This is a genomic window from Pseudomonas sp. LBUM1668 (genome assembly GCF_059695715.1).
This window is the reverse complement of sequence record NZ_CP166787.1, coordinates 5,795,258-5,818,652: the sequence shown is the minus strand read 5'-3', so window position 1 is coordinate 5,818,652 and position 23,395 is coordinate 5,795,258. Positions and strand designations below refer to the sequence as shown.

Sequence of the window (23,395 nt, the reverse complement as noted above, 5' to 3'; positions counted from 1 at the left end):
GTACGTCGAAAACGCTACACCTACCAGGTACCTTGAACCTACAGAAAAGCCTTTCTGAACCGGGAATGATGTGCGGGCATAACGGCCGCTCAGGACTGCGCAACGTCCTGAAACGACCTGTGTATGTACCCAATCATCAACCGGTAAATAACAATGAAAAAACTCTATGCAGCCAGTGCCTTGCTATTGGCACTGTCACCTTTTGCAGCTCAGGCCAGCACCCTCGACCTGACGGTCTCCGGCACAGTGATTCCAACGTCCTGCGTTCCGGCATTCGCCGGTGGCGGCAACGTTAATCTGGGGCGTATTTTTTCCGCCAGTCTGAGCGCGACTCAGCAGAACGATCTGCCCCCAAGGGACATCACCCTAAAGGTTGCGTGCGATGCACCGGCGGCGGTTGAAATCTCGGCGACTGACAACCGTGCCGCCACCAAAGTGTCCGGCCTGACGTTCAATGGGCGGACTTCTGACACGCTTTATTACGGTCTAGGCAGCACAAAGGGTGTAGGCATTGGCGGTTTCGGCCTGTTGACCGGCCAGCCACTGGCCGATGGCACGCCACAAACCTTCTTGGTACGCAGCCCACAAAACCGCGTATGGCGTGTACCGGCCACCGGCCTGGTATCCAACGCACCTATCTCTTATTCGTGGGGGCCAAGTGCTGCGGCGGGCCCTGCCGCTGCTCGGCTGCACACATTCCCGATGCAGGTCGCGGCAGCCATTCGCCCGACCGCCGATCTGCCGCCGACCACCGATGAGTTCCAGCTCGATGGTTCGGTGACGTTCGACGTGTTCTACCTCTGAGTCGAAAAACTGCCGAACCCATGCGGATCGCGTGATGCGCCTCGCAGGGCCTGAATAGCGTTAGCGCGTATTTTTTCGCATCAAGGTATCGGCCGAAATTGCCTGACGCATTTCGGCCGATACCCGCAGGAGAATTTCATGTATCCCCTTTTTTCTTTCCAGGTGCCTGTCGCCTTCGTGGCCGTGTGCCTGTCATTTATGAGCATCAGTAGCCATGCCGCTGGCATGGTCCCGGAAACGCCGGTTGTGGTGGTCGATCAAGCGTCGGGGGAAGCGACCCTGAATGTCCGCAACTCCGACGACCAGCCGGCATTGCTCTACAGCACCATCGAGCACATTCCCGAGGATACCGAGCTGCTGCTATTGCTCAATCCGCCGGTGGCGCGGGTGGAGCCGGGCAAAAGTCAGCAAGTGCGGTTCATTTTGCGGGACGTCGCACCGCTGAAAACCGAGCGACTGCAACGCGTGGTATTCGAAGGGATCAGCCCACGGCAAGAGGGAAACGGCGCTCAGGTGTATCTGACCGTGCGTCAGAACATCCCGGTGATTGTCCGGCCAGCCGATCTGGCTATCGACCGTACGCCCTGGAAACGCCTGGTCTGGAGCGTTGCCGGCCGACAAATTCGCGTGAGTAACCCAAGCCCGTATGTGGTCAGGCTGTCCAAAGCGGTGAGCCTGATTCCCGGTGGCGTCACGCTCGATCTGCAACGTACTTACATTTTGCCGGGCGAAGTGATGATGCTCGACACACCGTCGACATTGGCCAGTCACGTACGGTTGTTTCCGGCGACAACGTACGGTTTTGCCGTCGACAGCTTCGACGCGCCGTTGATCGTTCAAAAATGAAACGCAGCGCACAGATCCAGCGTGTGTCTTGCGCTGTCCCCTGGTGGTTGGCGCCGATCCTCCTGATGCCTTCAGCAGCCTCGGCCCAGACGTATACCGAGTTCGACCCAGCGGTACTGGAGGCACGCGGTATCGACCCTGCCACCGCCCGGTTTTTCGGCGTTGAACCCCGTTTCACGGCCGGACGCAGTCGAGTGGCGCTTGAGGTCAACGGCAGGGCTTTGGGTTCGATTTTGGCGACGTTTGATGGCAACGGGCAGTTGTGTCTCGATACCCGGTTACTGGATCAGGCGTCCATTGCGGTGCCTTCCGGCCTGCCTGACAACGCCGAGAATGGTAGCTGTGCTCACGTCGAGGATCATCTCCCCGACGTGCAAGTACGGCTTGATCCCGGTTCGCAAAGGGTGATGCTGCTGGTGCCGACTGGTTTGCTGCTTGAACCCAAGTCTGCTGCGCGCGCCTGGCAGTCGGGGGGCAGGGCCGGGTTGTTCAACTACGACGCGCTGGTGGTGAGCGACTCCAGTCTTGGCCATTCGACCCAATATCTGAACCTTGGCACCGAGTTGGGATTCAACGCTGCCGATTGGGTGGTGCGCAGTCGGCAGAACTACACCTCATTTGCGGATACCGAGCGTTTCGATGTCCTCTATACCCAGGCTTCTCGCACATGGGAGGCGTATGCGGCGCAGGTGCAGGTCGGGCAGCTCAACATGCGTTCATCGTTGTTCGCGGGCGAGCCGTTCACGGGTATTCAAATCTTGCCGGATTCGGCCTTGGCCGGGGCCGTGCCAGAAGATGCCGGCAGCGGCTCGGTCGTGGAAGGTCATGCACCTTCGCCCGCGCGGATCGAAGTTCGGCAGAGCGGCGTGGTGGTCTATTCCACGGTGGTACCGGGCGGGCCGTTTGCACTGCGCAATTTGCCACTGTTGAGTCGCCATCTGGATCTGGAAGTTACGGTTGTGGCCGAAAGTGGTGAGCGCCACGTATTTCTCGTTCCGGCAGCCTCTTTGAGAGCCCCGACCCTGCCGGCGAAACCAGGATATGGGCTTGCGGCAGGAAAGGTCCGGCGAATGCGCAATGATGACCGCGAAGCGCCGACCTTCGTGGCGGCCAACAAAGACTGGTTGTTGGGCTCGGCGACTGGCTTCAGCGCCGGGATCATGGGTGCCGGCGACTATCGTTCCGCAGGGTGGGAATTAACGCAGGCTGTGGGCATGGGGGCGGTGGTCAGCGTGCAGCAGCTTAATTCCATGACCGTGAATTCGGGTAATGGCCGGAGGACGCAAGCGGCGCTCGGGATGCCTTTGGGCTACGGCCTGTCAGCCAGTCTCAATATGAGCCGGCGCAGCGGGGGGTTTCGTACCTTGGCGCAGACGGGGCAGGGTGCTGGAGAGGAGCTGGACCAGCAGGGCGAGCGACAATGGGGCGCCGGGGTCAACTACTCGAGTCGTGACTGGGGCGCCTTTTCCGGCTTCTGGTCAACGTATGCGGGGCAGGGCAGCACGCAACATTCGCGGATGGGGGCGACATGGTCGCAGACTTATTCCAGGGCCAACTTATCGCTCAGTGTTCAGCGCGAAAGCAGCAGCTCCGCCATGGGGGGGCGAGGTGACAGCGCCTACCTGACTGTTAGTCTGCCGCTGGGAAGCAAACGCAGACTGAGCACATTCGCCCGCCACGATGAGCACCGGGGCTCGCGCACAGGCGTGCGTTACGCCGAACAATTGAGCGACACGATGGATTACAGCATGGGCATGGAGCGTACCCAGAACGGGCAGACCGACTTCAATGCCCGGCTCAGTGCATTGCCGCGTTACACCAGCGTCGACCTTGGCTACTCGCGTAATAGCGTCGGCTCGAGCCGTTATGACGCCGGGCTGCGCGGTGGTCTGGTGCTGCACGAAGGGGGCGTGACGCTATCGCCTTATCCGGTGCGCGAGACCTTTGCGCTGGTCAAGGCAGGTGACGATGCCGGTATCCAGTTGAGCACGCCGCAAGGTCCGGTCTGGACCGATGGCGCGGGGCGGGCAGTGGCTTCCAGTTTGTCGGCGTGGCGCACCAATCGAGTCGAAATCGACACCCGCAGCCTGCCGCGCAATGTGGATGTACTCAATGGTTATCAGGAAGTCGAAGCCGGACGTGGCGCCGTGCCGCGCCTGGACTTTCCCGTAGACACCGTGTGCCGTCTGATGCTGCAGGTGCGTACGCCTGACGGTTTACCCGTCCGTAAAGGTGCATCGGTGCAGGATGCCCAGGGCAACTACCTGACCAATGTGGTGGATGCCGGGCTGGTGTACCTGATCGATGCGCCAGTCCTGGTGCGGTTGCGGATCGACTCCGGCAGCGGTCAAGCCTGCCAGGTCGAGGTCGATGCGCCGGCAAGCAGCGACACCGATAAACTGTATGCAACGGTCGACGCTGTCTGCCAATCAGCCGAGGGCCAGTAGCCGGATCGCCGCCGCGCCGACTTTGTGCACCGCCTCTTCAATTTGCGGCGTTGGTTTGGCGGCGTAGTTCATGCGCAGGCAATTGCGGTACTTGCCCGAGGCGGAAAAGATGCTGCCAACGGCAATCTGTACGCCTTCCTCGAGCAGCGCACGATTCAGTTTCAGCGCGTCGAAGCCTTCCGGCAGTTCGACCCACAACATGAAGCTGCCTTGCGGGCGGCTGGCGCGCGTGCCGGCGGGGAAGTAGCGAGTCACCCAGTCGATCATTATGTCGCGATTGCGCTGGTATTGCGTACGCATCCGCCGCAAATGCGGTTCGAAGTGGCCGGACTTGAGAAATTCGGCAATGGCGATTTGCGGCTGTGGCGCGGTCGATCCGGTGCTGATGTATTTCATGTGCAGCACCCGTTCCAGATACCGACCCGGCGCGACCCAGCCGATGCGCAGCCCCGGCGCTAACGTTTTGGAAAACGAACTGCAAAGCAGCACGCGGCCGTCTTCATCGAAGGATTTGATCGTGCGTGGGCGCGGGTAGGTGTAGGCCAGTTCGCCATACACATCGTCCTCGATGATTGCCACGTCGAAGCGCTGTGCGAGGTTGAGCAGGGCACGTTTGCGCGACTCCGGCATGATGTAGCCCAGCGGATTATTGCAGTTGGGGGTGAGCTGGATGACCTTGATCGGCCACTGCTCCAGCGCCAGTTCCAACGCTTCGAGGCTGATGCCAGTGAGCGGGTCGGTGGGGATTTCCAAAGCCTTCATGCCCAGCCCTTTGAGCGTCTGCATGGCGCCGTGGAAACTTGGCGAATCCACCGCGACGATGTCGCCGGGCTCGCAGATCGCGCGGATGCTGGTGGATAGCGCTTCGTGGCAACCGGTGGTGACGACAAGGTCGCTGGCGCTCAACTGGCAGCCGGAATCGAGCATCAGCCGGGCGATCTGCTCACGCAGTTCGAGGGTGCCGTGGATGTTGTCGTAATACAGCCCGGGCATGTCCTGGCGCCGGCTGATCCGTGCCAGTCCGCGCAGCAGCGGCTTCATGGTCGGTGAGCTGATGTCGGGCATGCCGCGACCAAGTTGCACCACATCCTTGCGCGGCACCGCGCGAATCAGCTCAAGCACCTGATCCCACTGCGAGATCTCCACCGGCCGCTGCGCAGGGCGGCCGACGGCGGGCAGCTCCGGAAGCTCGCGCCCGACCGGAACGAAGTAGCCGGATTTGGGTTTCGGTGTGGCCAAACCACCGTCCTCAAGCATGCGATAAGCCTGCTGCACCGTGCTGAGGCTGACGCCATGTTCTACGCTCAAGGCGCGCACCGACGGCAGTCGATCACCAGGACGATAGAAGCCTTGTTCGATGCGCGTGCCGATCAGTTCGGCAAGGTTCACATAAAGCGTCATGGCACTGCCTCGATGCAGGTGATTCGAAAAACCAGTACAGATGCGGCGTAAATCGGCAATTCAGTAGCAGGTGTAGCAAATCTGTATGGATTTAATACAGATGAGTTGAATCTGTAATGCTTTTGCCGGCCCGCGCATCATGGAATCTCTGGCTACCCAAGTAAACAGGAGCGACAAAAATGAACGGCTTGAGCGATGTGCGGCTGACGTTACACAGTCAGGAACTGGAGGCAGGGCAGGAGGACAGTGCGTGGAACAGTGCCATGCGCAACGCACCGTCCGGCCTCAGTCGCTGGGATCTGTTCTGGCATCGTCTGCACACGCGCAAGGCATTGCTGAACATGACAAACGATCAGCTCAAGGATGTCGGGTTGTCACGCGAGCAGGCGCTGGAAGAGGGGTTGAAGCCATTCTGGCGGATCTGACACGTTGAAATGCACTCCCTGTAGGAGCTGCCGCAGGCTGCGATCTTTTGATCTTGTTTTTTCAAAGGCAAAGTCAAAAGATCGCAGCCTGCGGCAGCTCCTACAGGGCGCTACTTCATCGCAATTCCTTGAGGCGATGCCACAACATCCCCAGCGCCAACAATGGCGAGCGCAAATGCTTGCCGCCGGGGAAGGTGATGTGCGGCACTTTGGCGAACAGATCAAACCCGCCGCTGTGCTGCCCGCTGATCGCTTCGGCCAGCAACTTGCCCGCAAGGTGCGTGGCGTTTACGCCATGTCCGGAGTACGCCTGGGCGTAATACACGTTCGGTTGATCCGCGAGCCGACCGATCTGCGGCAAACGGTTGGCGCCGATGCCGATCATCCCGCCCCACTGATAATCGATGTTCACCCCGGCCAATTGCGGAAACACTTCAAGCATCTTCGGCTGCATGTACGCGCCGATGTCCTTTGGATCGCGTCCCGAGTAATGACACGCACCGCCGAACAGCAAGCGGCGATCCGCCGAAAGCCGGTAGTAATCCAGCGCTACACGTTGGTCGCAGACCGCCATGTTTTGCGGCAGCAACTGGTGAGCTTGTTGTTCGCTCAACGGTTCAGTGGCGATGATGTAGCTGCCGGCGGGCAGCACTTTTCCACTGAGCTGCGCATTGAGGTTGTTCAGATAGGCGTTGCAGCCCAGCACCAGGGTCTTGGCGCGAACTGAACCCTGGGCGGTATGCACGCGCACTTGCGGGCCGTAATCGATGCGCGTGACGGCCGACTGCTCGAACAGTCTGACGCCCAGTTGCTGCGCTGCTGCGGCTTCGCCCAGCGCCAGATTCAGCGGATGCAGATGGCCGGAACCCATGTCGATCAAACCACCGATGTAGCGTTTGGAACCGACCACGGTGTGCATTTCATTGGCTTGCAGCAGCCGGGTTTCGTGGCGATAACCGAGGCTGCGCAGCTCCTCGGCATCTTCGGCAAAACCTTCGAGGTCCGACGGCTTGTTGGCGAGGTCGCAGTAGCCCCAGGTCAAATCGCAGGCAATCTGAAAACGCTCGACGCGCTGACGGACAATTTCCACCGCTTCCAGGCCCATGAGTTTCATCTGCCGCACGCCATCGGCGCCGATCACGTTAGTGAACTGATCCAGCCCATGGCCAACCCCGCGAATCAGTTGCCCGCCATTGCGACCGCTGGCGCCCCAGCCGATCTTGTGCGCTTCGAGCAACACCACGCTGAGGCCACGTTCGGCCAGTTCCAGCGCAGTGTTCAGCCCGGAAAAGCCACCGCCGACCACGCACACGTCTGCAATCACCTCGCCTTGCAGCAACGGATGATCCGGTTGCGGCAGGCTGCTGGCGGCGTAATAAGAGGCAGCGTGAGGTTGGCTCGCGGTGGTGTGGGCGCGGGCAGTCATGGGCGTCATCCTGAGCGGGGTGTCGAGAAAATTTGACGGAGCATAAGCCGCACGCGCGAAGTCGGGCAACACTGGTCGGCCTGTGGTGTCTGGATCACGGCTTTTGCGGCACAATTGCCGCCTACTTCACGTCGGTCACTGTTTCGATGAGCTGCAACAGCGAGAAAATCCGCACCCTGCGTCAGCAGATCCCCACGTTCGAGTGCGTGCCGGGCTGCCACGACTGCTGTGGGCCAGTGACCACCTCGCCCGAAGAGATGGCGCGCCTGCCGCGCAAGACCCGCGCCGAGCAGGATGCGGCGATGGACGAGCTGAACTGCGTGCACCTGGGGCCGAACGGCTGCACGGTGTATGGCGAACGGCCGCTGATTTGCCGGTTGTTTGGTACGACGAAGACGTTGCCTTGCCCGAATGGGCGCGGGCCGGTGGAGCTGATTCATCCGCGCGCTGAAAAGCAGATTTTCGAATACATGGCGGCGAATCGGCAGGTGTTGGTTTAGCCGGTTGAACCGCGTTGCTGCCATCGCTGGCAAGCCAGCTCCCACAGGTACGGCGGTGGATACAGATTTTGTGAACGCCACAAATCACTGTGGGAGCTGGCTTGCCAGCGATAGGGCCAGGTCAGACGCCACAAATATCAATCCGGAATCGGCAAGTTCAGGCTCTCTTTCACCTCTTCCATCACGATATAGCTCTTCGATTCACGCACATGCGGCAGCTTCAACAGAATGTCGCCGAGCAGCTTGCGGTACGACGCCATCTCGGAAATCCGCGCCTTCACCAGATAGTCGAAATCCCCTGACACCAGGTGACACTCCAGCACGTGGGGCAACTTCAGCACCGCGCGTCTGAACTCTTCGAAAGTGTCGCCGGATTTGTAGTCGAGGCTGATCTCGACGAACACCAGCAAGCTACCCTTCAAGTGCTGCGGATTCAGCCGGGCGTTGTAGCCCATGATGATCCCCTCGCGTTCCAGGCGCCGCACCCGCTCGGTGCACGGCGTGGTGGAGAGGCCGACCTTTTCCCCGAGTTCGGTAAAGGAAATCCGGCCGTCCGCCTGCAGGATCCGCAAGATGTTGCGGTCGATCTTGTCCAGCTCACGTTTGGTCTGAGTATTGGTACGCATAGGGGATGCGCCTCCGTGAAAAGGGTTTTTGCCGAGAATTGTCGCCAAATATAGGCGCTTATACAGTGAAAAGCACTGGCAAATCTTTTTTACACTGCGCGCATCATTGCTCTAACAACAGACGTACGCGGCACGCCGCGATGAGGGATACAAAAATGCGCGTTATGGTCTTGGGTAGCGGCGTCATCGGTACCGCCAGTGCTTACTATCTGGCCCGTGCCGGGTTTGAAGTGGTGGTGGTCGACCGGCAGCCAGCCGCGGCCATGGAGACCAGTTTCGCCAATGCCGGCCAGGTCTCGCCAGGCTACGCCTCGCCGTGGGCTGCGCCGGGCGTGCCGCTCAAGGCCATCAAGTGGCTGTTGCAACGCCATGCGCCTCTGGCGATCAAGGCCACCGCTGACATCGACCAGTACTTGTGGATGGCGCAGATGCTACGCAACTGCACCGCCAATCGTTACGCGGTGAACAAGGAGCGCATGGTGCGTCTGTCCGAGTACAGCCGCGACTGCCTCGACGAATTGCGCGCCGAAACCGGCATCGCCTACGAGGGGCGCAGCCTCGGTACGACTCAACTGTTCCGCACCCAGGCTCAACTGGATAACGCCGCCAAAGACATCGCCGTGCTGAAAGAATCCGGCGTGCCGTTTGAACTCCTCGACCGCGCCGGCATTGCCCGCGTCGAGCCGGCCCTGGCGGGCGTTACCGATATTCTCGCTGGTGCCCTGCGCCTGCCGAACGACCAGACCGGCGACTGCCAGATCTTCACCACGCGTCTCGCTGAGATGGCGGTGCAACTGGGTGTGGAATTCCGCTTCGGCCAAGACATCCAGAAACTCGACTTCGCCGGTGATCGCATCAACGGCGTGTGGATCGACGGCAAACTGGAAACCGCCGACCGCTACGTGCTGGCCCTCGGCAGCTACTCGCCGCAACTGCTCAAGCCGCTGGGCATCAAGGCGCCGGTTTATCCACTCAAGGGTTACTCGCTGACCGTGCCGATCACCAACTCGGCAATGGCTCCGACTTCGACCATTCTTGACGAGACCTACAAAGTCGCGATCACCCGTTTCGACAACCGCATCCGCGTTGGCGGCATGGCCGAGATCGCCGGTTTTGACCTGTCGCTGAACCCTCGTCGGCGCGAAACCCTGGAGATGATCGTCAACGACCTTTATCCTCAGGGCGGCAATCTGGCCGAGGCGAGCTTCTGGACCGGCCTGCGTCCGACCACTCCGGACGGTACGCCGATCGTAGGTGCGACGCCGTTCAAGAACCTGTTCCTCAACACCGGTCACGGCACGCTCGGCTGGACCATGGCGTGCGGATCCGGTCGTTTGCTGGCCGACCTGATGGCGAAGAAAAAACCGCAAATCAGCGCCGAAGGCCTCGATATTTCCCGTTACGGCAACAAAATTCAGGAGTCCGCAAAACATGGCAATCCAGCGCCAGCTCACCAATGAGCGCATGAGTCAGATCGTCAGCCATAACGGCATTGTGTATCTGGCCGGGCAGGTCGGCGACGACTTCGACGCCGGTATTGAACAGCAGACTCGCGAAGTCCTCGCCAACATCGAGCGTTTGCTCGATCTGGCCGGCACTGACAAGGAGCATCTGCTGTCGGCGACCATCTACCTCAACGATATCGAGGCACACTTTGCCGGGATGAACTCGGTGTGGGATCAGTGGCTGCCCAAAGGTGCTGCCCCGGCCCGTGCCACCGTTGAAGCGAAGATGGCCAAACCGAGCATCCTGGTTGAGATCTCCATCGTCGCCGCACTGCCGTAGTACGTTGTAAAGATCCCTCTCCCGGCGCTGTTGGCGGTTCACGCCGTCAGCCGGTGCCGGTTTTTATTCCCATGACCGCCCAGAAGTCTGCCGCCATGCGTCCTGCCCGTGCCCTGATCGACCTTCAAGCCCTGCGTCACAACTACCGAATTGCCCGCGAAGTCACTAGCGCCAAGGCGCTCGCGGTGATCAAGGCGGATGCCTACGGCCATGGCGCGGTGCGTTGCGCCCAGGCGCTGGAAGGAGAGACCGACGGTTTTGCCGTCGCTTGCATCGAAGAGGCTCTGGGACTGCGCGCTGCCGGCATACGTGCGCCGGTGTTGTTGCTTGAAGGTTTTTTCGAAGCTGATGAGCTGGCGCTGATCGTCGAGCATGATTTCTGGTGCGTGGTGCATTCGCTGTGGCAGCTCGAAGCAATTGAGCAGGCCGCTCTGAGCAAGCCAATCACCGTGTGGCTGAAGCTTGATTCGGGCATGCACCGCGTTGGCCTGCATCCCAAGGACTACCCGGCGGCCTATCAACGTCTGCTGGCCAGCGGCAAAGTGGCGAAGATCGTCTTGATGAGCCACTTCGCCCGCGCCGACGAATTGCACGAGCAGAGCAGCGCCGATCAGGTCGCCGTGTTCGAAGCCGCGCGGCAGGGCCTCGCCGCCGAAGTCAGTCTGCGCAACTCGCCAGCGGTGCTCGGTTGGCCGCAGATCCACAGCGACTGGGTGCGCCCGGGGATCATGCTCTACGGCGCTACGCCGTTTGAAGAATCCCACACCGTGGCCGGGCGTCTGCTGCCAGTGATGACCCTCGAATCGAAAGTGATCAGCGTGCGTGAATTGCCGGCCGGCGAGCCCGTTGGCTACGGCGCCAAATTCATCACCGACAAACCGATGCGCATTGGCGTGGTGGCCATGGGTTACGCCGATGGCTACCCTCGTCAGGCGCCAACCGGCACGCCGGTTTTGGTCGCGGGCAAACGTAGCCGCATCATCGGCCGGGTATCGATGGACATGCTCTGTATCGACCTCACCGATGTGCCAGAAGCCGGATTGGGTTCGACCGTCGAGCTGTGGGGCAAAAACATCCTCGCCAGCGAAGTGGCGCAGTGGGCCGGCACCATTCCGTACCAGATTTTCTGCAACCTGCGTCGCGTGCCAAGGCTCTATTCCGAGGGTTGAGGCCGTCACGGAGCCCACGTGTTGTAAATACTGAACGCTGTCGCCATGATAACGCTCAATATTTCTACAATATCAGGAGGCTCCAGCCTTGGACGTCGGTGAACGACTGCAATCGATCCGCAAGCTCAAAGGGCTTTCCCAGCGTGAACTCGCCAAGCGCGCGGGCGTCACCAACAGCACCATTTCGATGATCGAAAAGAACAGCGTCAGCCCTTCGATCAGTTCGCTGAGGAAGGTTCTGGGCGGGATTCCCATGTCCATGGTCGAGTTCTTTTCCGAAGAGATCCTGCAGGAAATACCGACCCAGATCGTTTACAAGGCCAACGAGCTGATCGACATTTCCGACGGCGCCGTGACCATGAAGCTGGTCGGCCGCGCGCACCCGAGCCGGGCCATCGCGTTCCTCAACGAAATCTACCCGCCGGGCGCCGACACCGGCGAAGAAATGCTCACCCACGAGGGCGAGGAAACCGGGATTTTGGTGGAGGGTCGTCTGGAATTGGTGGTGGGCCTTGAAACTTTTATTCTCGAAGCTGGCGACAGCTACTACTTTGAAAGTACCAAGCCGCATCGTTTTCGTAATCCGTTCGACTTGCCTGCGCGACTAATCAGCGCAGCCACGCCGGCGAATTTTTAAACAAAGAGGCGCCAGGCCATAACGGCGAAGGCATCCGCACAGTTTTTCCACAGCGCGGTATAACCCCTTCGACTATGGGGTTGTTTCAGTGTGGCGGGCTAACCGCTATACTTGCGCCCGCCTGCGAACCGTGGCCGCAGGCGTGAATAGCCACCATTGAGGGTGAACGCGTGAACCTAATTATGAAAATGCTGGCTGCACCAGCAACCGTACTGGCCCTCTGGGCTGTCAGCGCTCAAGCTGCGACGAACGACGACATTGCCAAACGCCTCGAGCCCGTCGGCCAGGTGTGTGTGCAAGGTCAGGAATGCAAAGGGATGGAAGTGGCTGCAACTGCCGGCGGCGGTGATGCCAAGACTCCAGACTCAATCATTGCCAAACATTGCAACGCTTGTCACGGCACCGGCCTGTTGGGCGCGCCGAAAATTGGTGACACCGCAGCGTGGAAAGAACGCGCCGATCACCAGGGCGGCCTCGACGGCATCCTGGCCAAGGCGATCACCGGCATCAACGCCATGCCGCCGAAAGGTACCTGCGCGGATTGCTCGGATGCCGATCTGAAAGGGGCGATCGAGAAGATGTCGGGCCTGAAGTAGGGCGTACTGCTGATGAAAAAAACCGTCTTCGGACGGTTTTTTTGTGTCTGCAATCTCACTGCATATTTTTCGCGATGTAGGCGCCGGCAGAGTTAAGCACGGCTTTGTACACAGCATAAGCATCAGTATCTGCCGGGGTTATTGGTTCGGAGCGCCCTTGCGATATCTGTCTCAGATCACATTCCGGGATCGACATAATGAGCGGTGAGTGAGTAGCGATGACGAACTGTGCGCCTTTGCGCGATAGCTCCATTACGCGGTTGATAAACACCAATTGCCTCAATGGGGACAACGACGCTTCCGGTTCATCGAGAACGTACAGTCCCTGGGCTTTGAATCGGTTTTGAAACAGCGCCTCCATTGCTTCACCGTGTGACATGCAATGCATATCCACGCCGCCGTAATAGGTCTTTATTTCGGGATCAAAGCTCCCCTCTGCATCAAGCTTGCGGATCGCAGTGTTCAAGTTATAGAAGGTCTCTGCTCTGTAGAAAAAAACGTCCTTCTCCCGTCGGTAGCCTTTTGAAAGCATCAGGGTTTCGTGCAGTTTCGAGTGGGTGTTCTCAGTCGAGAAATTGAAGTTCTTCCCACCGCCTTCTGGATTGCATCCCAACTTGATGGCAAGTGCTTCAAGCAGGGTGGATTTTCCAGAACCGTTTTCTCCGATAAATACGGTAATTCTGTTATTGAATTGAAGCGGAAAAAGGCCGCGTAAAAAATGAGCCGCCACTCTGTCTGACTTAAGGCGTATCTGCTGGATGAATAAATCATTCATATTGGCGCCCCCTGAATACTCTTCCGACGGATACCTTTACTCCAATCATCGTTATACCAAGGCTTATCGAACTCGTGCTGGCCATGGTAAAAATTCCGACGTAACCAAGATAGGCAATAAGACGCTCGCCGAATAACTCCGGCGTCGCAGTGGCGCTAAAAATGATGACTGATACTGTCCCGGCCGAGATAGCCATTTCCGGCCAGAAGCACTGAATGGCATTGGCTTTTTGATATTTATAACGTGCTTGTATTGTGTTGCTCAAACATTCATCACTATTGCTGATAAGTGATTGAAGACTTTGCTCATCAATTGTGGGTGAGCTGAAAGTGCTGATTAACGATTCCTTGTACAGGTCTTCATTGCTCATTTCGGCTTTATACAGACTCTGGATTTGTGGTTTTGCAAATTTCAACTGCACACAAGTCAATGTCGTGATAAATATCAAGGGGATGAGGAAATAAGCGTTTTCACGGAGTAAGATATAGGCTGTGGCAAATGTCAAAATACAAGATCCTGCCAGATGAATTGAGTCATGAAGGACTGAAGCAATTTTCTCAGCATCCTCTTTGATCATCGTCACGCGAGAGCTTAACGGACAAGGTCTTTCATCATGCACAATGAAATTGATGAGTGAAAAGCGAGATTTCGCTTCCATGAGCGCCGCCATGGAACTGCCCAGAGTTTGCGTCGCGAGCTTGGATAAAAAAACAGCGGTGAGGATGAAATACAGATGAGTGCTGACAGCGCCACTACTAAGAGCTGTAAGTCCCTCAGCCACGATCGAAGGTATTAACAACTGACATGCGGCCGCTAAAGTCAGGCTCATTGTTGAAAACAAAAATAATGCCACGTTTTTTCGCAAGCACATAAGCATAATTCAACGCCCGCCGTGCTGTAGTTTATAGCTCAGAATTCGATTGCGGCGATAAGAGGCCTCTCTGCTTGAGTAGTAAATGGATATGAGCGACATTGTTGGGCTTAGCACACGCTCAAGGTAGATGGCTGAGGCAAAGATAGCGCCTGTTGTCAAAGCGCCTTCACTTATTAAATGAGCGGATATCAAGAACAAAACAACTATCGCTACCAAGTAACATGTTCCTGAAATTGATTCGAAAAAAGATGCTTTCAGGTTTGAACGAAAAGCGAGGCGCTCAATGTTTTTGATGTCCAGCTTGATTCTGTCGTTGTACGGTTTGGCATCGCATACATGTGCACAGATTGCCCCGATTGTAACGGTGTTTTCTTGGACATATTCTTCAAAAAGGGTGTCGCTCTTTCTCCGGGTTATAAAATATGCAGCTGAGGCATATAGCAGGCCGCTAAGGGGGGCGAGCGCCAGAAGTGGATGATACAGAGCCGTTATAATCAGCGCGAATATTATGATGCTGAAATTGAGTGAAGTGTCAAAGAATACCGAATGGTATAGATACATCGAACCGTCAACATCGCCGTCGATGAGTTCGATTTGCTCACCTGGATTTTTCCTATATGTGGATGCCTTGCTTCGCAGGTGCGTTAGAATGGTCCTTTTCAAAATATATCTTGTCTTGGCAGCAGCCCTTTGTAGATAAATGTTGGCTGCTAGTTTCAAGGGAGGCGTCGCGATGATAAGAAGCGAAGCGCCTGCGAGTGCATATAAATATAAGCGGTCTTGGGATATATAAAAATTAATTGAATTGCCGATTAGGTAGGGCGATGCGCTTGTTAGAACTGAAATGCCCAGGCCAAAGCAGCAAAGTATTAGGTTGCTCTTCATGGTTTGATGAATTCCATTTGGTGCGGAAGAAATGGAAACTCGTAGTTATGGTCAATCAAACCAATGGAGCCAAGTAGTGAGCCCACGCGGCCGATCCATAATCCTAATGGATCAGCAGTTTTTGTTCTCAAGATTCTTGAGTTTTGTTCGCTTAAATTGACGATATTCGACCATAGAAAAACTTGTGGATCGAGCAACGATTCCGGTGAGATCTTTTTCATGATATTCAGAATCCCATAAGCGCCATGACATAAAGAGTCATTGACGGGTCTCTTTCGTTTTTCGAGATTCGAATATGAGAATGCGGCTTTTGGTGGGTGCTTTTCCAAGAAGTCTAGCGCAGGCTGTACTCCATTGTTTGCGAAATAACTGATCGCCAAATAATTTCCAGGTAAACCGTGGCTCCACGCAAACTCACCGGCGCTTGATTCCGAGCGTTTTCTGTAGTCACGCCAATTTTCAATTGACTCATCATATTCGTTAAGCTCCCAAGACAAAAAGCCTAGGAATAATTCGTGGATTGAATCTTTTTTTGCGATAAGGTTATTAAAATAAAATAGTGAGTATGCGCACCCCATTATTCCGTAAGATAGGCCACTCAGTAAAGCGTCGCTTCTCGTTGTAATTGCATTGTCGAATGTGGCTAGTTTGCTTCCAGATATAAAAGTGAGTTCTGTCTCTATTTTTTTGTATAACAAGTTGGCTAAATCGCAAAACGATAAATCTTTAGTAAGGTCGAATAACAACGTGAGTACACTTAGAGTGCCGAACATTCCAGAGAGAAAGTCAGAGCCCCAAAAATATTTTTGCCACCATGGGTCTGCCAGTACGTCTTCAACATATTTTTTATACAGCTGTAGCAGTTGGCTTTGTCTTTCATCGTCAAAATAATTTAAGCCTATCAAGAGCGGAACGATTGCGGACGATAGACCGAAGTGAAAGCCCCCTAGGTGCGTACCCTTATTTGTCAGTTTTTTAACTATTCTACTGTGGCAATGATTTAGTAGTTCAGTTACCAGGGCTTTATCTATGGCACTGCTATGACTGGCCGCCACTACGCAGCCATAAAGAATGCCAGACAACCCGTAGTAGAAGTCATCTCCTAACTCCGAGAACTCCATATAGCCACCTGGTGATGAGTGAAATCCTAGCCAGAGCCCATTACTCGAAATTTCGGTACGTAACAGTTCATTGATCAAGCATGCGTTGATTTCCGATGATGTCCTGATTTTTTTAATGATCTCGTCAATATTTGAATAACGGGGGTCTTTCACATCGTCGTGTTGTTTGAAGGAGTGGTCCGTGAGTTTATTTCCGTGTTCATACATGTTTTTCATTGCTAAAAGGGTGTTTGAAGTTAGTTTCTCTTCAAATGCAATTCTGTTTTTGTCCAAGGTTGTGATGTATTGGATGCTGTTGTCTATTCCGTTTATATAATCTTTACTATCGAGGTGCCCTGAACCGCTGTAACCGGGGTCGTAGAACTCAAGAATACCGGCTTGTCCTCGAGCAAAAGGAATGTCCAGATCCAAGCAAGCTGAGACCTCCGCGTCGAGAAAGCCTATCGCGGGGGCTGTGTCGTTATTAAGGATATTTTCCAGAAAGGCCGTTCGTTTGTCAGTGCAACGCATTAAGGTTGCATGCAGGGAACATTGAATGGCGTAGTGATATGTCGCTGTCGGTCTGGGGATATACCTGTTTTGTCTGCCTCTAAAAGATTTAATTTTTTCGATAATTGACGGCTGCGCATTGTTTAATATAGAAAATAAGGTGGTTAGGCCATTAATTATTTCTTTTTCGTATTCCCACGGCTGCGCCGGTTTCCCGTCAAAATATAAAACATTCTGATTTGGAAAGATTTTAACTCCGTCCATGCCAAACTGGCTGTGACCAGTTTCGTCTTCTAAGTGTTGATACAGGTTTAGACTGACATATTGCTCTGATAACCCACCCAACGCACTCAAGTCTACACCGATACCATCGGTGCCTTTCCAAGTCCAGTTTGGAAGGATACTTGTTTGGGTAACGTTCCACCGAACTTCTCTCGGGATTGTCTCAATGTTTAAGGTGCTGTAAAAAATTGTCTCCAGATCAATGGGTATAGGGCTTGCTCCATGCGCAATCAGATTGTCAGAGGTAATGTCCGCAGCCATAAAGGCAGTGCAATAACCTAATAAAAATCCTGCTCTTTTAAAGTATTGATGTACCTCTTCTTCGGTTTCTGCCTGCTTTTGAGGTGTGTGCTCTGCCCATCCATGCTCTTTTTTCACCAAATAAATTGGTATTTTCCATTTGCAAAAGTCAGTGCCTGCGGCACTGCTCAAAGACAGTAGAAAGCCGGATGCTTCCGCTTCAAGTTTCAGATTTCTTGGTTTGTAAACTATTTTTATGGAGTTAAAGGAAAGCGTGCAAACGGTCCTCGATCCATAATGCGTTTCACTAGCCGAGACATCAATTGCGGAGAGGTCGACGTCAGACCCAATATTGAATACTTCGTTAATCTCCTGCCTGTCTTCTATCAAGTCAGTAAAAAACTGTAATGTAAATTCGACAAAATTTTGTGATAGTTTGGTGAGGACTCGATCTAGCTCCGGATAAGCTTTAATAATGTCGGTGAGATAGCTTTTGTTTTCGCTAACTAACTTGTAGTAAGAGGAGGTTTCCATCTCTCTGCCGAGGATTGATTTTTCAAATATTTGTTTTTCAGTGATTAAAACGTTATTAGCTACGTTGGTAATTCTCGCTGCGAGGTTTGTTGCGAAACCGCTGATAATAACTGACTGAGTCTCCAAGGCGCTTCCGTATGCTTTTGGAAGTTTATTTTCGATATGATAGATATAGTAAGATAGGTATGGCCATACTGGGCAGTCGGTGGTCAGGCTTCGGTTGGAGTTCAAGGGTTCAGTTAAAAACTCAATCGGCGTTTTCAATGTAAAAATCCTAAATTAAGTGATAGGGGCGGCAGGTATTGACCGCCCCTGGCTCATAACTACATGTAAGTCGCGTAGCAGCATCCTTGCCAACATTGTGAGCAACAACTAGTGCATGGGCGCGAACCGCTGCTGGCTGCGCTTAAGTTGCTGAATGCTTGAATTGCCAGTGTTGAAATAGGTGCGCTTGAATTTAGAATGCGTGCCCGCGCACTACGAATTGCTAAGAAGTCGATTTCCATAATTTTTGGCCTAAAGGTATTGATTGCTAATGAAGTGTTACGTTTTTAATGCTAGCTGTGACTCAAATAACTTCAATTCAGAAGTGTCCTGAAGTTCTGCGTGATTAAATTCGAGTCAATGTAGGAAAAAAGCTGTCGGCTTGTGCGATGATTCTCTTGGTGTTGTTAATTCATTGTTATTGTTGAAAGTTTTCTGGATGTGCTTGCACCAAGCACTGCACTCGCCTATTTCACTTTTTTTCGCACTAATTGCCTTCCCTCTGAAGTAAATCCCCGGCAATCTCGGTCTACCCCTATTCACGGAACGGGCGGGAGGCTTCAGATGGTGCAGTTGTGTTCGATCGAACAGGCAGTGGATGACGTGCTGGCGCGGTTGCCGGCGCATATCCACATGGGCTTGCCGCTGGGGTTGGGCAAACCCAATCACTTCGTCAACGCGTTGTATCGGCGCGTCAAAGGGCTGCCCGATCGGCAACTGACGATTTACACGGCGCTGTGTCTGGGCCGTCCGAGTCTGGGCGACGGTTTGCAGAAGCGCTTTATCGAGCCCTTCGTCGAGCGAGTCTTCGGTGACTACCCGGAATTCGATTTCCTCGCTGATCTGCATCGCGATAGCCTGCCCGCCAACATCCGCATCCAGCAGTTCTTCATGCAGCCCGGCAGCCTGCTTAACAGCGCGCCGGCCCAGCAGGATTACGTCAGCAGCAACTACAGCCATGCCGCCCGCGACATCAACGCCGCCGGCCTGAACCTGGTGGCGCAACTGCTCGCCAGCAGCAGCGAACACCCGGATCGCTTGAGTCTGAGCTGCAACCCGGACATCACCCTCGACCTGTTACCGATGATCGCCAAGCGCCGGGTCGCCGGGGAGACGATTTTGTTGGTCGGTCAGGTACACACCGATCTGCCGTACATGCCCGGCGACGCCGAGGTTGATATCGACACGTTCGATTTGCTGATCGACGAGAAGGACAGCTGCACGCTGTTTTCCACGCCGAACATGCCGGTCGGTTTTCAGGATCACTTCATCGGCCTGCATGCCAGTGCGTTGGTGCGCGACGGCGGTACGTTGCAGATCGGCATCGGCTCGATGGGCGATGCGCTGACCGCCGCGCTGTTGGCTCGCCAAGCCGATAACGCGGGTTATCAAGCCTTGCTCGCTGATATAAACCTCAGCCAGTGGGCGCAATTGATCGAGCGCGAAGGCGGCAGCGAGCCGTTCGCCAAAGGCCTGTACGGTTGCAGCGAAATGTTCGTCAACGGTCTGCTGGTGCTGGCGGATGCCGGGATTATCCGGCGCAAGGTTTACCCGGATGTGCCAACGCAAGAACAAGCCAACGCTGGCACTCTTGATGAAGCGGCGCAGACTGACGGCATCTCGGTGCACGGCGGCTTTTTCCTCGGCCCCCGCAGTTTCTATGAGCGCTTGCGTGAGTTGCCGCAGAGCAAGCGTCTCGAATTCAACATGACCCGCATCAGCTACATCAACGAGTTGTACGGGCAGGAAGAGCTCAAGCGGCTGCAACGCATTGATGCGCGGTTCATCAACACGGTGTTCAACATGACGTTGCTCGGCGCCGGTGTGGCCGATCAACTGGAAGACGGGCGGGTGCTCAGCGGCGTCGGTGGGCAGTACAACTTTGTCGCCCAGGGGCATGCCCTGCAAGGTGCGCGGTCAATGCTGATTCTGCGCAGCTGGCGCGAGTCCGGCGGTGAGGTGAACTCGAACATCGTCTGGGAGTACGGTCACTGCACCATCCCTCGGCATCTGCGCGACATAGTGGTGACGGAATACGGCATCGCCGATCTGCGCGGCAAAACCGATGCGGCAGTGATCGAAGCATTATTGAATATCAGCGACTCGCGCTTCCAGCCGGGACTGATCGAACAAGCACAGAAGGTCGGCAAACTGCCGAAGGATTTCCGTATTGATCCGCGCTTTGCCGACAACACCCCAGAGCGCTTGCAGGCGATTGCCGCACGCCATCCGAATCTGTTTCCGGAATATCCGTTGGGCTGTGATTTCACTGCGATCGAGCGGGATTTGTTGCGGGCGTTGAACTGGCTGAAGAGCAAGTTCAAGCTGACCGAGATTCTGGAGCTGGGCAAGGCAGCGCTGGATGCGCCGCAGGCTTCGCTGTATCCGGAGCATCTGGAGCGGATGCAGCTCGCGAACCCCGAAGGCTTGAAAGAAGATCTGTTCCAGCGCCTGTTGCTCACCGGCCTCAAAGCCACCGCGCAATAACGGGCCACCGCAAGCCTGTAGGAGCTGCGGCACGCTGCGATCTTTTGATGTTGATTCTAAAAATCAGATCAAAAGATCGCAGCCTCGTTTCACTCGACAGCTCCTACAGGGGAACTGCGGGGTGACGGGTTATTCGATGAAGGTTACTACGCCATCCTTCAGCGATTGCACGCGAGCCAGCGACTCAACGCGATAGCCTTGCGAATCCAGCTCGGCACGGCCGCCCTGGAACGACTTCTCGATGACGATGCCCAGACCGGCGACGGTGGCGCCAGCCTGTTTGATGATCGAGATCAGCGCCTGGGATGCCTTACCGTTGGCCAGGAAGTCGTCGATGATCAGCACGCGGTCGCTGCTGGTCAGGTGGCGCGGGGAGATGGCCACGGTGCTTTCAGTCTTCTTGGTGAACGAGTAAACGGTCGCCGACAGCAGGTTTTCAGTCAGGGTCAGGGACTGTTGTTTGCGGGCGAAGATCACCGGCACGCCAAGGTTCAGACCGGTCATGATCGCCGGGGCAATGCCCGAGGCTTCGATGGTGACAATCTTGGTGATGCCCGAGTCCTTGAACAGCGAGGCGAATTCGTCGCCGATCAGCTTCATCAGGGCCGGGTCGATCTGGTGGTTCAGAAAGGCGTCGACTTTCAGGACCTGATCGGAAAGCACGATGCCTTCTTCGCGGATTTTCTTGTGCAGTGCTTCCATGAAGCGTTCCTCGTTCGGCGCATGCGCGCCTTAATCTAAAAAAGTGGTCAATTCTAGCGCTTTAACATCGCGCGTATATCAGCCAATGCGCTGTTGCCACGCACGGCTTTGACTTCGGTCGGTGTATCGTCGTTGCCTTCCCAGGCCAGATCGTCCGGCGGCAGTTCATCAAGGAAGCGGCTAGGCGCGCAATCGATGATCTCGCCGTACTGTTTGCGCTTGGCGGCGAAGGTGAAGGCCAAGGTCTGGCGAGCGCGGGTGATGCCCACGTAAGCCAGGCGGCGCTCTTCTTCAATGGTGTCGGCTTCGATGCTGGAGCGGTGCGGAAGAATTTCTTCTTCCATGCCCATGATGAACACGTAGGGGAATTCCAGACCCTTGGACGCATGCAGGGTCATCATCTGCACACCTTCGGCACCGTCCTCTTCTTCCTGCTGGCGTTCCAGCATGTCGCGCAGGACCAGTTTGCCGATGGCGTCCTCGACGGTCATTTCACCTTCTTCGTCCTTCTCGAGGGTGTTTTTCAACGCCTCGATCAGGAACCAGACGTTGCTCATCCGGTAGTCCGCAGCCTTGTCGCTGGAGCTGTTGGTGCGCAGCCAGTTCTCGTAGTCGATGTCCATGACCATGCTGCGCAGGGCGGAGATCGGGTCCTCGCCGGCGCATTGCTCGCGCACTTTGTCCATGAAGCGCTTGAAGCGAGACAGACGATCGGTGAAGCGGTTGTCCAGATGCTCACCCAGGCCGATTTCATCGGTGGCGGCGTACATCGAGATTTTGCGTTCGGTGGCGTAGTTACCGAGTTTTTCCAGCGTGGTCGAGCCGATCTCGCGGCGCGGCACGTTGATCACCCGCAGGAAGGCGTTGTCGTCGTCCGGGTTCACGATCAGGCGGAAGTAGGCCATCAGGTCCTTCACTTCCTGGCGGCCGAAGAAGCTGTTACCGCCGCTCAGGCGATACGGCACCTGATGGTGCTGCAGTTTCAGCTCGATCAGCTTGGCCTGATAGTTACCGCGATAGAGGATGGCGAAATCGCTGTACGGGCGGTCGGTGCGCAAGTGCAGGCTGAGGATTTCCATGGCCACGCGCTCGGCTTCGGCGTCCTCGTTGCGGCAGCGGATCACGCGGATCTCGTCGCCGTGGCCCATCTCACTCCACAGCTGTTTTTCGAATTCGTGCGGGTTGTTCGAGATCAGCACGTTGGCGCAGCGCAGGATGCGGCTGGTGGAGCGGTAGTTCTGCTCGAGCATCACCACTTTCAGCGACGGATAGTCATCCTTGAGCAGCATCAGGTTTTCCGGCCGCGCGCCGCGCCAGGCGTAGATCGACTGGTCGTCGTCGCCCACCACGGTGAACTGGTTGCGCGTGCCGATCAGCAGTTTTACCAGCAGATACTGGCTGGCGTTGGTGTCCTGATATTCGTCCACCAGCAGGTAGCGGACTTTGTTCTGCCACTTTTCGAGAATGTCGGCGTTGTCCTGAAACAGCTTCACCGGCAGCAGGATCAGGTCGTCGAAGTCCACTGCGTTGAACGCTTTGAGCGTGCGCTGATAGTGGGTGTAGACGATGGCGGCGGTCTGTTCCTTGGGATTGCGCGCGTTTTCCAGCGCTTCGGCCGGCAGGATCAGGTCGTTTTTCCACGAGCCGATCATGTTCTTGATCTCGTCGACGCCGTCGTCGCCCGCGTATTCCTTCTGCATGATGTCAGTCATGAGGGACTTGACGTCGGTCTCGTCGAAGATCGAGAAGCCCGGTTTGTAGCCCAGCCGCACGTGTTCCTTGCGGATGATGTTCAGGCCCAGGTTGTGGAATGTACACACGGTCAGGCCACGGCCCTCGCCACCCTTGAGCAGGGTGCCGACCCGCTCCTTCATCTCGCGCGCAGCCTTGTTGGTAAAGGTCATGGCGACGATGTACTGGGCGCGGATGCCGCAGTTCTGGATCAGGTGCGCGATTTTGCGCGTGATCACACTGGTTTTGCCGGAGCCAGCGCCGGCGAGCACCAAAAGAGGGCCGCCGACGTAGCTCACGGCTTCTTGCTGCCGGGGATTGAGTCGGGACATACGAAAATTCGGGAGTC

General features: G+C 56.0%; 20 protein-coding genes. 11 read left to right on the top strand and 9 right to left on the bottom strand.

Translation table 11 applies throughout. The features are described 5' to 3' along the window. The first annotated feature begins 153 nt into the window (after positions 1 to 153). The 3 genes from ACA061_RS26305 to ACA061_RS26295 all read left to right on the top strand — a co-directional run bounded on the left by ACA061_RS26305 (position 154) and on the right by ACA061_RS26295 (position 4,097). Positions 154 to 804, top strand: a complete 651-nt coding sequence (locus tag ACA061_RS26305) for a DUF1120 domain-containing protein (RefSeq protein ID WP_150616858.1) — start codon at positions 154 to 156, stop codon at positions 802 to 804. A gap of 138 nt (positions 805 to 942) precedes the next feature. Next, complete coding sequence (locus tag ACA061_RS26300) at positions 943 to 1,650, top strand: fimbria/pilus chaperone family protein (protein ID WP_210700671.1); 708 nt, start codon at positions 943 to 945, stop codon at positions 1,648 to 1,650. 65 nt (positions 1,651 to 1,715) lie between these two features. Beyond that, on the top strand, positions 1,716 to 4,097 hold the full coding sequence (locus tag ACA061_RS26295; protein ID WP_497300289.1) for a fimbria/pilus outer membrane usher protein: 2,382 nt from the start codon (positions 1,716 to 1,718) through the stop codon (positions 4,095 to 4,097). On the opposite strand, the gene ACA061_RS26290 is transcribed toward ACA061_RS26295, so the two are convergent. Beyond that, positions 4,080 to 5,498 carry an aminotransferase-like domain-containing protein gene (locus ACA061_RS26290; RefSeq protein ID WP_497300288.1) on the bottom strand — a complete coding sequence of 473 codons (1,419 nt, stop codon included), beginning with the start codon at positions 5,496 to 5,498 and terminating at the stop codon, positions 4,080 to 4,082. The genes ACA061_RS26295 and ACA061_RS26290 overlap by 18 nt on opposite strands. Positions 5,499 to 5,677: 179 nt before the next feature. Between ACA061_RS26290 and ACA061_RS26285 the strand changes: the two genes are divergently transcribed. Next, positions 5,678 to 5,923 carry a DUF1127 domain-containing protein gene (locus ACA061_RS26285; protein ID WP_150604621.1) on the top strand — a complete coding sequence of 82 codons (246 nt, stop codon included), beginning with the start codon at positions 5,678 to 5,680 and terminating at the stop codon, positions 5,921 to 5,923. A 115-nt stretch (positions 5,924 to 6,038) separates the two neighbouring features. Here ACA061_RS26285 and ACA061_RS26280 read toward each other — a convergent pair whose 3' ends face one another. After that, positions 6,039 to 7,349, bottom strand: a complete 1,311-nt coding sequence (locus ACA061_RS26280) for an NAD(P)/FAD-dependent oxidoreductase (RefSeq protein ID WP_497300287.1) — start codon at positions 7,347 to 7,349, stop codon at positions 6,039 to 6,041. A 146-nt stretch (positions 7,350 to 7,495) separates the two neighbouring features. Between ACA061_RS26280 and ACA061_RS26275 the strand changes: the two genes are divergently transcribed. Further along, a complete protein-coding gene (locus ACA061_RS26275; RefSeq protein ID WP_042561739.1) occupies positions 7,496 to 7,849 on the top strand; it encodes a YkgJ family cysteine cluster protein in 354 nt (117 codons plus the stop codon). Positions 7,850 to 7,986: 137 nt separating this feature from the next. Here the strand turns inward: ACA061_RS26275 and ACA061_RS26270 are convergent, their stop codons facing one another. Beyond that, complete coding sequence (locus ACA061_RS26270; RefSeq protein WP_003206849.1) at positions 7,987 to 8,475, bottom strand: Lrp/AsnC ligand binding domain-containing protein; 489 nt, start codon at positions 8,473 to 8,475, stop codon at positions 7,987 to 7,989. A 155-nt stretch (positions 8,476 to 8,630) separates the two neighbouring features. Between ACA061_RS26270 and dadA the strand changes: the two genes are divergently transcribed. From dadA to ACA061_RS26245, 5 genes are all read left to right on the top strand, one after another. After that, positions 8,631 to 9,935: a D-amino acid dehydrogenase gene (gene dadA, locus ACA061_RS26265; RefSeq protein WP_150604619.1), complete on the top strand. Its 1,305-nt coding sequence runs from the start codon at positions 8,631 to 8,633 to the stop codon at positions 9,933 to 9,935. Further along, a complete protein-coding gene (locus ACA061_RS26260) occupies positions 9,907 to 10,260 on the top strand; it encodes a RidA family protein (protein ID WP_497300286.1) in 354 nt (117 codons plus the stop codon). The genes dadA and ACA061_RS26260 overlap by 29 nt, the downstream gene beginning before the upstream one ends. Positions 10,261 to 10,355: 95 nt before the next feature. After that, positions 10,356 to 11,429, top strand: a complete 1,074-nt coding sequence (alr, locus tag ACA061_RS26255; protein WP_497302000.1) for an alanine racemase — start codon at positions 10,356 to 10,358, stop codon at positions 11,427 to 11,429. 88 nt (positions 11,430 to 11,517) lie between these two features. After that, positions 11,518 to 12,066, top strand: a complete 549-nt coding sequence (locus ACA061_RS26250; RefSeq protein WP_025112726.1) for a cupin domain-containing protein — start codon at positions 11,518 to 11,520, stop codon at positions 12,064 to 12,066. A gap of 182 nt (positions 12,067 to 12,248) precedes the next feature. Beyond that, positions 12,249 to 12,662, top strand: a complete 414-nt coding sequence (locus ACA061_RS26245) for a c-type cytochrome (RefSeq protein WP_150593750.1) — start codon at positions 12,249 to 12,251, stop codon at positions 12,660 to 12,662. Positions 12,663 to 12,717: 55 nt separating this feature from the next. On the opposite strand, the gene ACA061_RS26240 is transcribed toward ACA061_RS26245, so the two are convergent. From ACA061_RS26240 to lanM, 4 genes are read right to left on the bottom strand one after another with little or no spacing between them, the layout of a single operon-like run. After that, positions 12,718 to 13,437 (bottom strand): AAA family ATPase, encoded by a 720-nt coding sequence (locus ACA061_RS26240; RefSeq protein WP_497300285.1) that lies wholly within the window; start codon positions 13,435 to 13,437, stop codon positions 12,718 to 12,720. Then, positions 13,430 to 14,290, bottom strand: coding sequence for an ABC transporter ATP-binding protein (locus ACA061_RS26235; protein ID WP_150616850.1), 861 nt, complete (start codon positions 14,288 to 14,290; stop codon positions 13,430 to 13,432). The genes ACA061_RS26240 and ACA061_RS26235 overlap by 8 nt, the downstream gene beginning before the upstream one ends. Before the next feature lie 27 nt (positions 14,291 to 14,317). Next, positions 14,318 to 15,196 (bottom strand): ABC transporter ATP-binding protein, encoded by an 879-nt coding sequence (locus ACA061_RS26230; protein WP_497300284.1) that lies wholly within the window; start codon positions 15,194 to 15,196, stop codon positions 14,318 to 14,320. Next, complete coding sequence (gene lanM / locus ACA061_RS26225) at positions 15,193 to 18,126, bottom strand: type 2 lanthipeptide synthetase LanM (protein ID WP_497300283.1); 2,934 nt, start codon at positions 18,124 to 18,126, stop codon at positions 15,193 to 15,195. The genes ACA061_RS26230 and lanM overlap by 4 nt, the downstream gene beginning before the upstream one ends. A 564-nt stretch (positions 18,127 to 18,690) precedes the next feature. Between lanM and ACA061_RS26220 the strand changes: the two genes are divergently transcribed. Continuing rightward, positions 18,691 to 20,613 (top strand): acetyl-CoA hydrolase/transferase C-terminal domain-containing protein, encoded by a 1,923-nt coding sequence (locus ACA061_RS26220; protein WP_497300282.1) that lies wholly within the window; start codon positions 18,691 to 18,693, stop codon positions 20,611 to 20,613. A gap of 129 nt (positions 20,614 to 20,742) precedes the next feature. Here the strand turns inward: ACA061_RS26220 and ACA061_RS26215 are convergent, their stop codons facing one another. After that, a complete protein-coding gene (locus ACA061_RS26215; RefSeq protein ID WP_042561733.1) occupies positions 20,743 to 21,315 on the bottom strand; it encodes a xanthine phosphoribosyltransferase in 573 nt (190 codons plus the stop codon). A gap of 53 nt (positions 21,316 to 21,368) precedes the next feature. Beyond that, positions 21,369 to 23,378 (bottom strand): DNA helicase Rep, encoded by a 2,010-nt coding sequence (rep, locus tag ACA061_RS26210; protein WP_150604814.1) that lies wholly within the window; start codon positions 23,376 to 23,378, stop codon positions 21,369 to 21,371. Positions 23,379 to 23,395 lie beyond the last annotated feature (17 nt).

What these genes read in the sequence shown, in the direction of transcription:
- ACA061_RS26230 (WP_497300284.1), bottom strand. Translation starts at nt 15,196, where the DNA reads ATGAAGAGCAACCTAATACTTTGCTGCTTTGGCCTGGGCATTTCAGTT.
- ACA061_RS26290 (WP_497300288.1), bottom strand. Translation starts at nt 5,498, where the DNA reads ATGACGCTTTATGTGAACCTTGCCGAACTGATCGGCACGCGCATCGAA.
- ACA061_RS26270 (WP_003206849.1), bottom strand. Translation starts at nt 8,475, where the DNA reads ATGCGTACCAATACTCAGACCAAACGTGAGCTGGACAAGATCGACCGC.
- ACA061_RS26305 (WP_150616858.1), top strand. Translation starts at nt 154, where the DNA reads ATGAAAAAACTCTATGCAGCCAGTGCCTTGCTATTGGCACTGTCACCT.
- ACA061_RS26245 (WP_150593750.1), top strand. Translation starts at nt 12,249, where the DNA reads ATGAAAATGCTGGCTGCACCAGCAACCGTACTGGCCCTCTGGGCTGTC.
- dadA (WP_150604619.1), top strand. Translation starts at nt 8,631, where the DNA reads ATGCGCGTTATGGTCTTGGGTAGCGGCGTCATCGGTACCGCCAGTGCT.
- ACA061_RS26295 (WP_497300289.1), top strand. Translation starts at nt 1,716, where the DNA reads ATGCCTTCAGCAGCCTCGGCCCAGACGTATACCGAGTTCGACCCAGCG.
- ACA061_RS26300 (WP_210700671.1), top strand. Translation starts at nt 943, where the DNA reads ATGTATCCCCTTTTTTCTTTCCAGGTGCCTGTCGCCTTCGTGGCCGTG.
- alr (WP_497302000.1), top strand. Translation starts at nt 10,356, where the DNA reads ATGCGTCCTGCCCGTGCCCTGATCGACCTTCAAGCCCTGCGTCACAAC.
- ACA061_RS26260 (WP_497300286.1), top strand. Translation starts at nt 9,907, where the DNA reads ATGGCAATCCAGCGCCAGCTCACCAATGAGCGCATGAGTCAGATCGTC.
- ACA061_RS26220 (WP_497300282.1), top strand. Translation starts at nt 18,691, where the DNA reads ATGGTGCAGTTGTGTTCGATCGAACAGGCAGTGGATGACGTGCTGGCG.
- ACA061_RS26215 (WP_042561733.1), bottom strand. Translation starts at nt 21,315, where the DNA reads ATGGAAGCACTGCACAAGAAAATCCGCGAAGAAGGCATCGTGCTTTCC.
- ACA061_RS26280 (WP_497300287.1), bottom strand. Translation starts at nt 7,349, where the DNA reads ATGACTGCCCGCGCCCACACCACCGCGAGCCAACCTCACGCTGCCTCT.
- ACA061_RS26275 (WP_042561739.1), top strand. Translation starts at nt 7,496, where the DNA reads ATGAGCTGCAACAGCGAGAAAATCCGCACCCTGCGTCAGCAGATCCCC.
- ACA061_RS26285 (WP_150604621.1), top strand. Translation starts at nt 5,678, where the DNA reads ATGAACGGCTTGAGCGATGTGCGGCTGACGTTACACAGTCAGGAACTG.
- ACA061_RS26240 (WP_497300285.1), bottom strand. Translation starts at nt 13,437, where the DNA reads ATGAATGATTTATTCATCCAGCAGATACGCCTTAAGTCAGACAGAGTG.
- rep (WP_150604814.1), bottom strand. Translation starts at nt 23,378, where the DNA reads ATGTCCCGACTCAATCCCCGGCAGCAAGAAGCCGTGAGCTACGTCGGC.